Origin of the sequence: Bariatricus sp. HCP28S3_F11 (genome assembly GCF_052065395.1) — a bacterium.
Taxonomy (GTDB): domain Bacteria; phylum Bacillota; class Clostridia; order Lachnospirales; family Lachnospiraceae; genus Allocoprococcus.
This window is the reverse complement of sequence record NZ_JBQHUC010000021.1, coordinates 16,836-30,922: the sequence shown is the minus strand read 5'-3', so window position 1 is coordinate 30,922 and position 14,087 is coordinate 16,836. Positions and strand designations below refer to the sequence as shown.

Below are 14,087 nucleotides of genomic sequence, written 5' to 3'. Positions count from 1 at the left end.
AGCCTTTTATCACTTTTATATGATTCAATCTATGATCTATTAGCCGTTGATCATGAACGAAACCAGTTTATCGATATCTTCTTTCTCATATGCGATGATTTCCAGTTCCGGAATTTCTCCGTTAGAGAAGATATTTGCCATGGAAACATACTGAGATAATTTTGATTTCAGATTCAGTCTGTCGCCTTCTCCTGTAACAAGTTCTACCTTTCCTGAACAGCTGTCAACTACCTTAAAAAACTTTTCAATGTTCGTAATATTCTGTACCTTCATATTGCACATCTCCTTTTCTTTTTCACCATTTCTTCGCCTTACAAGTTCAATATAATCAAAAATTTAACAAATTGCAAGCGCTATTTTTAATTTCAGCGTTTTATGAAATATACACAAATTTATGATTTAATTTTTATGCATTATTACCTAATCACAATCTTATCTGCCAGAATCTCAATCTTTCTTTCTTTATAAAGATGTCCCACTGCCCGTTTAAATGCGTTCTTGCTGATTCCAAATTCTTTCTTGATCCGTTCCGCATCAGCCTTGTCGTTAAACGGAAGCGTGCCTCCGCATTCTTCGATCTTTTTAAGCACCATCAGGGCATCTTTATCCATCTGGATAAATGCCTTCTCCCGCACACTTAAGTTCAGCTTCCCGTCCGGCTTCACTTCCGTTACTCTGGCAGTGATGCGCATACCCGGCCGAAGTCCCGGAGTTACCTCCCTCTTCGGAATCAGCGCGGAGTACTGATCATCCACTGCAACAAACATACCGAAATTATCGCTGCCCTCGTAAATGATTCCTTCCACCCGGTCATCCTTCTGATATGGTGAATCTTTTCTGAGATGCTCATATACTTTCATCGTCGCGCAAAGTCTTTCACTTTTATCCACGTAAAGTGTAACCAGACATTCATCCCCCGGCTTTACTTTAAATGTCTGTTCCCGGAACGGAAGAAAGAGATCCTTCTCCAGTCCCCAATCCAGAAACGCGCCAAACTTTCCTACCTGCAGAACACTCAGTACCGCCAGCTCGCCCAGCATCAGCTTCGGCTCATTCGTTGTTGCGATCAGCCGGTCTGAGGAATCCTTATAAAGGAAAACCTCCACCGGATCTCCCGGTTCAATTCCTTCCGGAACCTGTTTCTTCGGAAGCAGTACTTTCTCCTTTTCACTTCCGAGATATACGCCAAAATCCACCTGCTTAACTACAGTTAATACCTGCTTTTTTCCTAATTCCATTTCTCTTTATCCTTTCACAAAACAGGCTTCTTCTGTGCCCGGTTTGATTCTATTTTATATTACACTGTTCTCTCCATAATGGCAAGGCACTTCTTACCTATTCAAACTCCACCACCGCAAAAATACCACCGTTTTCATCGCAGAGTTCTATGACTTTTCGCAGCGCTTCCACAGCCGTTCTCGGGTAAATAACATCCCCCATAACCGCTGATCTCTTATATTCCACCCGCACCTGTGATGCGCGCTCACACTCCGGCATGACTTCCAACGCCATCTGGATATACTGACAGTTATTCACATGCTCATTCGTATCGATCTGGGAACGCCGTACCGGAAACCTTTCTTTTGGAACGGTCTCTTTGGGCAACGCGATTTTCCGGGATGCGTATTCCATTTTCAGAGGTTCTTCCTCTCCATATGCAGCAATTTCCTGTTCATCCGGCCTTGCAGGGCGTCCTTTTCTGATATCCATATATACCCAGATGGAGTTGGCGTATGCCAGCACTTCGCCATCTTTGGTACGCATGCGGAAATTACGTGTCCCGCACATTTTCTCAAATCCCGTAGGCCATGTCTCGATCTGGATCTCTTCTCCCATTTTCGGATAACGCTCCACAACGATCTGCCAGGATGACAGGATCCAGGCTTTCCCTTTTTCCTTCAGTGCTTCAATCCCTAGTCCGAGAGACTCGGAGTGGAACGTACTGCAGTCCTGAAAATAATTGACAAGCGCCGGAAGGGTCATCATCTCTGTATGATCGATCTCACTGAACCGTACTCTGCTTTCAAATCTATACATTCACATTCTCCTCTTTTACTTTCTTCTACTCTGCGACAAAACTATTTTCCAGTGTGATCACGCATTGATAGCGCTTATCAATCTCCTGCATTCTCTCGATCACACGTATCATCAGTTCATCTCCCTTTTTTTCCGAATATTCTCTCGGGACCACCAGATCAAAAATAAGATTGATCTGATCCTCACCTTTTACCATTCGGAAATCATGAATACTGCAGCGGGAGTCTAACTCTTCTACTGCTTTCTCCGTTTTCTTTCTGACTTTCAGTACTGTCTGATCTTCTGTCTCCAACGGATCCATATGTATCACAAGGAAAATGCCGAGTTCCTTTGCCGCATCCCTTTCGATCCGGTCAATGATCTCGTGGGAAACCTCAATCGACACATTATTTGGAACCTCCGCATGAATACTTGCCATGCTTCTTCCCGGTCCGTAATTATGTACGATCAAGTCGTGGCTCCCCATGATCCCGTCATATTTTTCCACAAATTTCTTGATTCTCCGATAATCTTCCGGTGTCGTTGCCTCTCCGATCAGCGGTTCCAGCGTATCTCTCGCAATTCCGATTCCTGCCCACATCACTACCAGGGAAACGCCCAGACCTACAAAGCCGTCAATGTTGATCCCCGTCACTTTCCAAAACACGATGGAAACTACCGTAGCCGCAGTTGCAATGACATCTCCAAGAGAGTCCGCCGCCGTTGCCATCATAACCTGAGAATCTATTTTTTTGCCAAGCTTCTTATTGAACATTCCAAGCCAGAGCTTAACCAGAATGGACATTCCAAGGATCACGATAGAAACCATCTGGAAACGGAGTTCCTCCGGATGTCTGATTTTACTGATCGAGTCTTTAAAAAAAGTAAATCCCACTTCAATTACAAGAAAGGCCACGATTAACGCCGCCACATATTCGATTCTGCCATGTCCAAATGGATGTTCTTCGTCTGCCGGCTTTTCTGCCATTTTCACTCCGACAAGTCCGATGATCGAAGATCCCGCGTCGGAAAGATTGTTAAATGCATCCGCCATGACAGAAACACTGTGCAGGAGCATTCCAACCATCATCTTTGCCAGGGACAACAGCACATTACAGGCAATACCCACACCGCTGGCAAGCACCCCGTAAGCTGTACGTACAGAAATATTATCCGTATCCTCATAGTTCTTTACAAACATCTTCACCAACAAATCCGTCATTATATTTTCCCCTTTCGTAAAAGGACCGTCAACCCGGTGGCTGACGGACACATTATTTCATTATTATCTTATTCATCATAAATGACCAAAGGTATACACATTTTACCACCTTTTCCTGAAATTGCAAATGACTTTCTTCGGGATTCTTTTTATTTTTCTCCCAGGAAGAACCATTTAATCTTGAATTCTGTTCCGACTGTGATCAATTCATATTCTTCTTCTGTAAGCACTGATTCCAGTTCTTTTTTTCCTTCTTCCGGAACGATTGCATGCACGCAGTCTACAAAACAAAGATTCGGATACAATGCACACCACCAGTTTTGTCCTTTGGCCTCTCCTATTTCGATACGCAATGCTTCATATTCTCCCGCAGGAAATGTAACATCTCCGTATGTTTTATCCGGGAAACTGTACCAACCTACACTTGCCCGGACCGGGTATGCATATCCCTCGTCCAGTAAAGTCTGTTTGGCAGCCTCTTCAATGTCATCTAAATGTTCTTCTGCCCACACTTTCGTTTCCTTCGCATTTTTAGCATCCGGCAATTCTTTTTTCATATACGCAATTGCGGAATTTTTAACTTTCAGCTTCAGCTCCTGATCCTCCTGGCTGTCACTGTTGGCAAGTACATGAAAGCGAAACACTTCCCCAGCCAGACTTTTCTGCACTTCCTGTACCTTGTCAGTAGTCTGACCGATCCGCATCACGCTTCCGGTCAATAGCAACCCGAGAAGAGCCGCCAGCATCAGACGCACTCCCACCTTAAGCCAATGTTTCCATCCCGTATGTTCTACCTTATATTCTTCCGGCAGATAGATTTTCCTTTCCATCGTTATGTACCTCCCGATAAAACAGCTTTCATTTCTGATATTTTCTATCCGGAGTATACACAAAAAAGACAGGTCTTATTCAGACCTGCCCTCACTATTTTTCTTCCAGCACATATCCTACCGATTTTGCCTGATAATCAATATGTCTTCTGACGATATCTTTCGCTGCTTCTTTATTTCTCTTTTCCACACAATCAATAATCATATCATGTTCTGCCAGAAGCTGCGGATAACATTCTTTTAATTTCAAATGTTCCACTCTCAGACGATACATTTGTTCTCTGAGATTGTTCAGCAAAAGAATCAGTCTCTGATTATTCGTTGCGATATACAGGATATCATGAAACTTTTCATCCGCCTCGGCAATCTGTGTCACATCACCAGTTTTCAATGTACGCTCAAATTCTTTCGCAGCCACTCGCATCTCAGCGATCTGTTCCTTGCCGATCCTTTCACATGCCAGCTCAGCCGCCAGCTCTTCCAGCGCCTTTCTTACTTCCAGAACATCCATCATATTCTTTCTGGTGATCTCGGCCACTTCAGCTCCCTTTCTCGGGATCATTAGTACAAGTCCTTCCAGTTCCAGCTTCCGAATGGCCTCCCTGATCGGGGTCCGGCTCACTCCAAGCTTATTGGCAAGCTGAATTTCCATCAGACGTTCCCCCGGCTTCAATTCACCACGCAGGATTGCTCTGCGGAGTGTATTAAATACCACATCTCTGAGTGGCAGATATTCATCCATATCCAGCCTTAAATTCGCATCCATATTTAGCTCCTCCTGACATTGTGTACATTAACGACATATGCCTGACGCGCCAATCCCTGCTTTTTCAAATGGTTATATGCCGCTTTTGCCGTTTTCCTATCCTTGAAGATTCCGAAGACTGTCGGTCCGCTGCCACTCATCATCGCCCCCAGAGCTCCTTTTGCCAGCATACACTTCTTGATGCGTGCAATGACCGGATACTCTTCAATCGTGACATTCTCCAGAACATTTCCCATTGAAGCTGCGATTGTTTCGAGATTCCCCGTCTCCAGTCCATCCAGAATCCCATCGATATCCGGATGCACTGTGATTTCTCTGGAATCCAGCTTCTCGTATACCATTTTTGTGGAAACACTGATCGGTGGTTTTGCTATGAGGATCTGGCATTTCGGCATAGGCGGAAGCGGTGTCAACTTCTCTCCGATTCCCTCCGCAAGCACCGTTCCCCGCATGATACAGTACGGCACATCCGCCCCCAGTTTTACGCCCCGATCCATCAGTGCCTTCTGATCAAGCCCCAGTTGATACATGCGGTTCATTCCGTAAAGCACAGCCGCCGCATTTGAGCTCCCTCCTGCCATTCCGGCCGCTACAGGGATACGTTTTTCCAGCGAGATCTTAATTCCTCCCGGAAGCTGGAATTCGTCCATCAGCATCTGGGCCGCTTTCCAGGCAATGTTATTTTCATCCGTCGGGAGATAGAACAAATTAGACTCGATCTCAATCCCGGGTTCCGGCTTCTTCTGTAAAATCACATTGTCATACAGATACAATGTCTGCATGATCATCCGTACGTCATGATATCCGTTCTCACGCCTGCCCAGAACATCCAGTCCCAAATTAATCTTCCCCAGTGCCTTCAGTTCCAATTTCTCCATGAGATTTCTCCTTTTGTATCTTGTATACATTATGCTTATAGTATACTCATATTTTCCTTAAAAATCAATATTTTTTGACCTTCTTTTAGTGTTTCAGAGGTCATTTCATTGATTTCCATAATCCCCTCTTTGGTCGTGTAATAACGCTTCGCAAGGCTCCACAGATCATCACCTTTTTTTACAATATATCCTGTGATTCCGGGACGTTTTCCCATACGCACTTCATCGAATGGCTGAAATGCAAGTGCAGTGATGACATCCGTTTTTACCGGACGTCTAAGGAAACTGTTGAAGCTCAGGACTGACTTGATTTCCACCTCGTCATTTCCGGAAAGATCGATCGCAAGCTGCTCCATCCTGCAGGTAATGTCATAACGCAGATCCGGGCATGTTTTTCCACCCTCAAGCAAATAGGAAAACGGGACCATTCCCTGCCACATATCAAACGGAACCAGATCATTCGCTTTTACATAAAGAAAATTTACATGCAGGATTCCTTCAATCTGTACCCCGTCCGGGACCACTTCCATGTGTTCTACCTGCATCGTTCCGCTGCTGTGGCAGATCTGCAGAATTTCATCTTCCAGTTCCGGCAGATTCAGGCGTTCATTGATCTTGCACCTGGACTGATTTTGCAGGATCAGTTCCTCATAAACAGTCTCTCTGCGTTCCGGAATGCATTCCTGTTCTAAAGAGTATACGTCTTCCAGTATCGCCGTTTTTTCTTCCTCATAAATCAAGATCCGAAGCTCCAGCGCGGCCTCAATTCCAAGTGCACGCATCTCTCCATCTTCGTCCATCCGCATTTCCACACCCACATCTGAAAGATCGGCATATACATGATGATAGAGGCTTTCATCTGCCCCCATGCATTCCACTCTGCCCTCAAATGATACCGTCTGCTCCACCCAGTCCAGCTTGCTTTCCTGAGATTCATAAAAGCAGAAGATCTGCAGATCCCCGTCAAGAATCAGCGCATCCTGAGATAATTTCGTATCCAGTTTTCTCAGTGCGGTGTCCGTCCACAGCAACGTACCGATATTCTCTTTCGTTCCGGGAATGGTGATTTCCTCTTTGATGCGGTAGACATCCCTCTTACTGGTATGCAGCTGGAGCAATTCCAGCGGACGCATTTTCTTATATAAGTTTCCTTCTTCTTCCACATCGATCGTCGTCTCTTCATCCGTCACACACTCTGTATGTACCGAAAGCTCCGCTACAGCCTTGACTGACAACTTCCGTGAATGGATCACCGATGCCATAAACTCAACTCTGGAAGGCTGAACGATATAGTCCCCCTGCCCTTCTTCTTCCATATAAATCATTTCCTCAAACGGGATTCTCCCTTCCAGAGAAGACAGCTGCATCTCTCCCGTATCTGCCGCGTAAAGTACACGGAAATATAATTTTCCCGCAACACGCAGATAATTTTCTACTTTTCTGACCTCTTCTATCTTCAGTCTTCCTTCTCCGTAGATCACTCTTCCAACATCATTTTTACTATCCGGTACGTTAAAATCATCATCGATTGTAAATTGATCCACCACTGTTTTGCCCAAAATATTTGTCCTTATTCGCTTCTTAATTAATTCCATATCCTATTCCTCCTTGTTTTCCTGAAATACAACATGTTTCTCCTCCCAGTCCACTTGAATCACCACATATGGAAAAGAAGGCTTTTCACTGACTTTCTCGCCTTGCGCCGGTCCCTGCAGTGTCGTATGAATATAAATAGCATTTTCCGTCTCCTGACATCTATCAACCAGAATCTGATACCCCCCGGTTGTTTTCTCTCCGTATCCCTGTCCTATATAGAGGTACTCGCCATCGCCCCAGGTCAGTCGGAACGGTTCCTCTTTTTTCGCTTCAATCAATGCCTTCATTTCATCCGGTATGTCATCCTCTTCCACAATGGCAAATTCCAATTTCTCCATTCCTTCCCTCTCTTTTCTCTCAATCGAACATCCCGCACACAGACCAAGCATTAACAAACATACCATCACACCAACCCTGCCCGCCACAACTCGACTCCCACGTTCAATTTCCAATCTCCCTAATATCATATTATCTTTCTTGTATTTTCATTCCTCGGATAGTATAATGTAAAGATACTAGGTTGCAGGATCAATCCGTGGTAGCCCGGAACCCCAAGCACTTTGGTCATGCTTGCATGATACTGCAGGACCTTGGCAGCCACCATCATCCATCCCAGAAAGAGAGGATTCCACAAATGATACGTTTCTTGTGCGTAGCAATTTTTTTGATTCTTTATTTAATCTTATCCATTCCCGTTTTTCTGATTGAATGGATCATCGGAAAATTTAACCGGGAAGCACGCGATCTCAGCTCACTGCGCATCGTCCAGTGGGGATTCAAAGTCATTTTAAAGATGACAGGCGTTAAAGTCACAGTCATCGGCGAAGAAAACGTTCCTGACGAACCGGTACTTTTTATCGGAAATCACAGAAGCTTTTTTGATATTCTTCTGACTTATTCGCGCTGTCGCCGTCTGACCGGCTATGTTGCCAAAAAAGAAATGGAGAATATTCCGCTTCTTTCCACATGGATGCGGTATCTCTACTGCCTGTTCCTTGACAGAGATAATATAAAAGAAGGGCTCAAAACGATCCTTCAGGCAATCGACTATGTCAAAAAAGGAATTTCAATCTGCATTTTCCCGGAAGGTACTCGTAATAAAGGGGAAGAATTAAGTATGCTTCCTTTCCATGACGGTTCCTTCAAAATTGCTGAAAAGACAGGCTGTGCCATTGTTCCGATAAGCATGAACAACACCGCTGAAATTTTTGAAAATCATTTTCCCCGTATTAAAAAAACACATGTTGTTCTGGAATACGGGAAACCCATTTATCCAAATGAACTGGATAAGGATACAAAAAAGCATCTCGGTAAATATTGTCAGAACATCATTCAGGAAACAATCAACCGAAATGCCAAATTAGTCTAACTTCAAAGACAAGGAAAAGAGGTAATGGATATGAACAGTAGAAACCTGACACTATTGACCGACCTGTATGAACTGACCATGATGCAGGGCTATTTTGAAAGACAGGAGAACGAAGTCGTTGTCTTCGATGTTTTTTTTCGCAACAATCCCTGTAATTCCGGCTATTCGATCGCAGCCGGGCTGGAACAGGTCATTGAGTATATTAAGAATCTGAACTTCAGTTATGACGATGTGGATTATCTTCGCAAACTGGGGATTTTCTCAGAAGACTTTCTGCAGTATTTAAGCGGTTATCATTTTACCGGAAGCATTTATGCGATTCCGGAAGGCAGCGTAATCTTCCCGAAGGAGCCGCTTCTCAAGGTAATCGCTCCGATCATGGAAGCTCAGCTTGTGGAAACTGCGATCCTGAACATCATTAACCATCAGTCCCTGATTGCAACGAAAACCTCCCGTATTGTATTTGCTGCCGGAGACGGCGGTGTCATGGAATTCGGGCTTCGCCGTGCCCAGGGGCCGGATGCGGGAATCTACGGTGCACGTGCGGCGATGATCGCGGGCTGTGTCGGAACTTCCAACGTTCTCACCGGTCAGATGTTTGATGTGCCTGTTATGGGCACGCATGCGCACAGCTGGATCATGAGCTTTCCGGATGAATATACTGCATTTAAAACTTATGCGGAAATGTATCCGAACTGCTGCACACTTCTGGTAGATACCTACGACACCCTGAAATCCGGTGTCCCGAATGCGATCCGTGTATTTGATGAAATGAAAGCCGCCGGAGTGAGCCCGATGAAGATCGGAATCCGACTGGACAGCGGAGACCTGGCATACCTCTCCAAAAAGGCACGTAAAATGTTAGATGAAGCCGGTCATCCTGAAGCAACGATCTGTGCATCCAACGATCTGGATGAATATCTGATCCACGATCTCAAGATTCAGGGTGCGGCCATCGATTCTTGGGGTGTCGGAACCAATCTGATCACCTCCAAAGACTGCCCGTCCTTCGGTGGCGTATACAAGCTTGCCGCCATTCAGAATAAGGACGGTGAATTTATACCGAAGATCAAGCTTTCTGAAAATACCGAGAAAATTACCAACCCGGGAAATAAAACGATTTTCCGTATTTATGAGAAAGAAAACGGCAAGATCAAAGCTGACCTGATCTGTTTTGCCGATGAGACCATCGATACTTCCAAGGATCTTCTCCTTTTCGACCCTGTCGAGACCTGGAAAAAGACAAAGCTCAAAGGCGGCACCTATACGGTTCGTGAAATGATGGTTCCTATTTTCATCAACGGAGCATGCGTCTACGATTCTCCGAGTGTCAAAGAAATTGCCGCATACTGTCGCAAGGAGAAAGACACCCTCTGGGATGAGACAAAACGTCTCTTCTATCCACACAATGTTTATGTGGATTTGTCAGACCGGCTGTATGCAGTCAAGAAAGAACTGCTTGACAAAATGAGTGTGACTGACTAACCAACTTAAAAGAAATTACTGACTGTTCAAAGGAGTGACTATATCATGAAAATTATCGTTTTAGCCGGAGGGCTCAGCACCGAACGTGACGTTTCCTTATGTTCCGGCGCCGGCATTTGCCGCACCCTGCGCGAACGCGGGCACAAAGCAATCCTTCTGGATGTCTTTCTGGGACTTCCTGATGCACCTGAGAATCTGGAAGACGTTTTCGATCTTCCGGACGGAAACCTGGGCATCGCCGAAAATATCAGCACGACGGAGCCTGACATTGAAGCGGTCAAAGCTTCCCGTGAAGATAAATCCGACTGTTTCCTTGGACCGAATGTCATTGAACTCTGCCGTATGGCAGACATCTCCTTCCTCGGACTTCACGGCGGTGTGGGCGAGGATGGCCGTCTTCAGGCAGCTTTTGATATTCTGGGCATCCGTTACACCGGTCCTGACTCTCTTGGAAATGCACTCGCCATGGACAAGAGTGTGACCAAACAGATCTTCCAACTGAACCACATCCCGACTCCGGAAGGGACCTGGCTGTATAAGAAATCCAAAGATAAACCGTTATCCGAATTCGGGCTCTCTCTTCCGGTTGTTGTAAAACCATGTTCCGGCGGTTCCAGTATCGGTGTTTACATTTGCCATACGGAAGAGGAATATCGAGATGCCATTGAAAAATCCTTCCAGAACGAGACCTGTGTTATTATTGAGAAATATATCCGCGGCCGCGAATTTGCCTGCGGAATCATTGACGGCAAGGCACTTCCGGTCATTGAGATCATCCCGAAGAGCGGGTTCTTTGATTACGCCAATAAATACCAGGCCGGCGGTTCTGAAGAGATCTGTCCTGCCAATATCCCGGACGAGGTTGCCGCTAAAATGATGAAGGCGACCGAGCGGGCATTCCGCGCTCTCAAGCTGAACGTCTATTCCCGTGCCGATTTTCTTCTGGACGAAGACGGAAATATCTATTGTCTGGAAGTCAACACACTGCCGGGTATGACCGCCGCCAGCCTTCTCCCGAAAGAAGCCGCTGCTGTTGGAATCAGCTACGGTGAGCTGTGCGAATTGATCATTGAGAAATCTCTGGATGCAAGATACCGTTAAGAAAGAGGAATGACTTATGAAACATATGACAATACAGAATGTTACCGAAGCCTGTCATGGCACATTCCATGGAAATGTCCCTTTTCTCGAACAGGAGATTCAGGGAGTAGCAATTGACAGCCGTAAAATAAAGCCGGGCTATCTGTTCGTGCCGATCAAAGGTGCAAAAGTGGACGGTCATACTTTTATCCCGCAGGTAATGGAAAACGGAGCTCTCGTTACTCTTGCCGAACATCCTCTGGAAGACGGACCGCATCCGTATATTCTTGTAGATTCCTGTGAACAGGCGCTGAAAGATATCGCTGCCTTCTACCGAAACGCACTGGATATCAAAGTTGTAGGAATCACCGGAAGTGTGGGCAAGACCAGCACCAAGGAAACCATTGCCTCTGTTCTTTCTCAGAAATATAACGTGTTAAAAACAGAAGGTAACTTTAATAATGAGATCGGACTCCCGCTGACCATTTTCAACATCCGCGAGGAACACGAGGTTGCCGTTCTGGAAATGGGGATCGATCATTTCGGCGAAATGCACCGCCTCGCATCGATCAGCCAGCCGGATATCTGCGTCATCACCAACATCGGACTGGCACACATGGAAAACCTGGGCAGCCGTGACGGAATTCTGAAAGCAAAAACCGAAGTGTTCGATCATTTGAAACCAAATGCATGTGTCATCCTGAACGGTGACGATGACAAGCTTTGCACTGTTTCTTCTGTACAGGGAAAGTCTCCCGTTTTCTTTGGACTTTCCCCGGAAAGAAATGCTTACGCCGATGAGATTGAGAACCTCGGACTTCGCGGAACAAATTGTATTCTGCACCTGTCCGCCGGTTCCATCCGTGTACATATCCCGGTTCCGGGCGAACACATGATATACAACGCCCTTGCCGCAGCCTGCACCGGACTCGCACTTGGACTTACACCGGAGGAAATCAAGTCCGGAATCGAATCCTTAAAGACCATTTCCGGAAGAACCAATCTGATTGAGACCGATTCCCTGCTCATCATTGATGACTGTTATAATGCGAATCCAATCTCCATGAAAAGCTCACTAGACGTACTTGCAACCGCTTCCGGAAGAAAAGTTGCCATCATGGGCGATATGTTTGAACTGGGTCCAAACGAATGCGAACTTCACTACAACACCGGTTCCTACGCCGCCGAAAAGCAGATTGACATCATCTGCTGTATCGGCGAACTTTCCCGTCATGCTTACAGCGGTGCAAAGGCACATGCTACGCAAAGTGTAGTACTCTATTTCGAAACACGGCAGGAATTCCTTGAAAAAATCCAGAATGTCATTCAGAAAGGGGATACGATTCTTGTAAAAGCATCCCACAGCATGGAATTCCCGGAAATCGTTTCGGCACTGAAAGAAATGAAACTGAGGTAAAACGATGAACTATCAGATTCTTGTACTGGATTTAGACGGCACCCTGACCAACTCAGAGAAAAAAATCACGCCTCCTACCTTGGAGGCGTTGATCCGGATTCAGGAGAACGGTAAAAAAGTTGTCCTGGCATCCGGACGCCCTACCTATGGAGTAGAACCACTTGCCAGAGAGCTTCATCTGGAACGCTATGGAAGCTATATTCTTTCTTTTAACGGCGCTCGGATCACCGACTGCCGTTCCGGACAGATTATTTACAACAAAGCACTTCCGGCAGATTCCATCCAGCCGATTTACGAAATCGCTTCCCATTATCCGGTCGATATCCTTGCATACGGTTCCGATAAACTGATTTCCGGGTTGAATCTAAACAAATATACCGAGCTGGAATCCCGGATCAACCATATGCCGATTCACCAGACATCTACTTTTCCGGAAGAGATCTCCTCCTTCTCCAATAACAAGTTTCTTCTCACCGGAGAGCCGGAGGACATCGAAAAGGCACGTAAAGAGATGAACGCTTACTTCCGCGGCTATCTGAACATTTACTGTTCCGATCCATTTTTTCTCGAGATCATGCCGCAGAACATCGATAAAGCATACTCACTCCAGCATCTCCTCAACAGCATCGGCCTGACTGCAGATGAAATGATCTGCTGCGGTGACGGGTATAATGATATAACGATGATCGAATATGCCGGACTCGGCGTTGCCATGCAGAACGCACATCCCCCAGTCCTCGAAAAAGCAGACTTTATCACACGCTCCAACGATGAAGACGGCGTGTTATATGTAATCGAACAATTTCTTTAGGGACGTTTCTTTTGCCACGATGCTGGGGTCAAAAGCCCTGGCATCGAACGTCCCTTTTTTGCTTTTTGTTGCTATTGCATGTTTGAATTAATCATCAAGGAGTCCATTCGACGAATCTTGCCATCAAGCTCCATCATTTTGGCGATTTCTTTATTATAGTTTTGGATGGCAGCTTTGTATAAATCAACTCCGTGAGTTTGTTCATAATCATAACATCTACGGCGAAAACGGCTCAGTGTTTTATCACTCAGAGGCTGTTCAGTAAAGCTTGTAGTATGGAGTGCATACTGTAAACGTAAATCAAGCATAAGGCCTTCAACCAACTCATCGTCAGAGTAATCAAACAATTCTTTGATGATGCATGCTCCGATGATTACGTTAACAGGAGTGTTTGGCCGTGAAGCTTTATCACTATATAAAACAGCAAAAGGTTTTTCATCAATAGTAGTTATTTAATTAGTTGGAAATACCTTTTGACCCCAGCATCTTGCCACGAGCAGCGCCCATTGGCCTGGTCGTGGCAAAAGCATTAATAAAGTGTTCAATAGCTCCATAAAAGGCGTCCCGGTTCAATTCAAGAACCGGGACGCCTTTATTAAAATTAATGCAACTGATCG

The 14,087-nt window shown here is 45.5% G+C and carries 15 protein-coding genes; 5 read left to right on the top strand and 10 right to left on the bottom strand.

Translation table 11 applies throughout. The annotated features are described in order from the left end of the window. Nucleotides 1–39: 39 nt before the first annotated feature. The 9 genes from ACTNBR_RS10625 to ACTNBR_RS10585 form a co-directional block, all read right to left on the bottom strand. Complete coding sequence (locus tag ACTNBR_RS10625) at nt 40–273, bottom strand: polya polymerase (RefSeq protein ID WP_427807627.1); 234 nt, start codon at nt 271–273, stop codon at nt 40–42. A 143-nt stretch (nt 274–416) separates the two neighbouring features. Beyond that, nucleotides 417–1,238: a CvfB family protein gene (locus tag ACTNBR_RS10620; RefSeq protein WP_441018129.1), complete on the bottom strand. Its 822-nt coding sequence runs from the start codon at nt 1,236–1,238 to the stop codon at nt 417–419. A 97-nt stretch (nt 1,239–1,335) separates the two neighbouring features. After that, a complete protein-coding gene (locus ACTNBR_RS10615) occupies nt 1,336–2,037 on the bottom strand; it encodes an acyl-[acyl-carrier-protein] thioesterase (RefSeq protein ID WP_427807631.1) in 702 nt (233 codons plus the stop codon). Between the two features lie 25 nt (nt 2,038–2,062). Next, nucleotides 2,063–3,238 carry a cation diffusion facilitator family transporter gene (locus ACTNBR_RS10610; RefSeq protein ID WP_441018131.1) on the bottom strand — a complete coding sequence of 392 codons (1,176 nt, stop codon included), beginning with the start codon at nt 3,236–3,238 and terminating at the stop codon, nt 2,063–2,065. Nucleotides 3,239–3,387: 149 nt separating this feature from the next. Then, complete coding sequence (spoIIR, locus tag ACTNBR_RS10605) at nt 3,388–4,068, bottom strand: stage II sporulation protein R (RefSeq protein WP_441018133.1); 681 nt, start codon at nt 4,066–4,068, stop codon at nt 3,388–3,390. A 94-nt stretch (nt 4,069–4,162) separates the two neighbouring features. After that, the gene (locus ACTNBR_RS10600; RefSeq protein WP_427807637.1) at nt 4,163–4,834 is read right to left on the bottom strand and encodes a GntR family transcriptional regulator; all 672 of its coding nucleotides are present in this window, start codon (nt 4,832–4,834) and stop codon (nt 4,163–4,165) included. Between the two features lie 2 nt (nt 4,835–4,836). After that, complete coding sequence (gene ispE, locus ACTNBR_RS10595) at nt 4,837–5,712, bottom strand: 4-(cytidine 5'-diphospho)-2-C-methyl-D-erythritol kinase (protein ID WP_441018134.1); 876 nt, start codon at nt 5,710–5,712, stop codon at nt 4,837–4,839. 35 nt (nt 5,713–5,747) lie between these two features. After that, complete coding sequence (locus ACTNBR_RS10590) at nt 5,748–7,307, bottom strand: DUF3794 and LysM peptidoglycan-binding domain-containing protein (protein WP_441018136.1); 1,560 nt, start codon at nt 7,305–7,307, stop codon at nt 5,748–5,750. A 3-nt stretch (nt 7,308–7,310) separates the two neighbouring features. After that, nucleotides 7,311–7,733, bottom strand: coding sequence for a protease complex subunit PrcB family protein (locus ACTNBR_RS10585; protein WP_441029823.1), 423 nt, complete (start codon nt 7,731–7,733; stop codon nt 7,311–7,313). 209 nt (nt 7,734–7,942) lie between these two features. On the opposite strand from ACTNBR_RS10585, the gene ACTNBR_RS10580 reads away from it, so the two are divergent. The 5 genes from ACTNBR_RS10580 to ACTNBR_RS10560 are packed head-to-tail and all read left to right on the top strand — an operon-like array spanning nt 7,943 to nt 13,470. Further along, entirely contained in the window at nt 7,943–8,677 is a 735-nt protein-coding gene (locus tag ACTNBR_RS10580) for a lysophospholipid acyltransferase family protein (RefSeq protein WP_427807645.1), read from the top strand. A 30-nt stretch (nt 8,678–8,707) separates the two neighbouring features. Continuing rightward, complete coding sequence (locus ACTNBR_RS10575; RefSeq protein WP_427807647.1) at nt 8,708–10,162, top strand: nicotinate phosphoribosyltransferase; 1,455 nt, start codon at nt 8,708–8,710, stop codon at nt 10,160–10,162. 45 nt (nt 10,163–10,207) lie between these two features. Next, nucleotides 10,208–11,263 carry a D-alanine--D-alanine ligase family protein gene (locus ACTNBR_RS10570; RefSeq protein WP_441018138.1) on the top strand — a complete coding sequence of 352 codons (1,056 nt, stop codon included), beginning with the start codon at nt 10,208–10,210 and terminating at the stop codon, nt 11,261–11,263. A 16-nt stretch (nt 11,264–11,279) separates the two neighbouring features. Continuing rightward, nucleotides 11,280–12,659 carry a UDP-N-acetylmuramoyl-tripeptide--D-alanyl-D-alanine ligase gene (locus ACTNBR_RS10565; RefSeq protein ID WP_441018140.1) on the top strand — a complete coding sequence of 460 codons (1,380 nt, stop codon included), beginning with the start codon at nt 11,280–11,282 and terminating at the stop codon, nt 12,657–12,659. 4 nt (nt 12,660–12,663) lie between these two features. Next, a complete protein-coding gene (locus tag ACTNBR_RS10560) occupies nt 12,664–13,470 on the top strand; it encodes a Cof-type HAD-IIB family hydrolase (protein ID WP_441018142.1) in 807 nt (268 codons plus the stop codon). Nucleotides 13,471–13,541: 71 nt separating this feature from the next. On the opposite strand, the gene ACTNBR_RS10555 is transcribed toward ACTNBR_RS10560, so the two are convergent. Continuing rightward, on the bottom strand, nt 13,542–13,913 hold the full coding sequence (locus tag ACTNBR_RS10555) for a transposase (RefSeq protein ID WP_441042706.1): 372 nt from the start codon (nt 13,911–13,913) through the stop codon (nt 13,542–13,544). Nucleotides 13,914–14,087 lie beyond the last annotated feature (174 nt).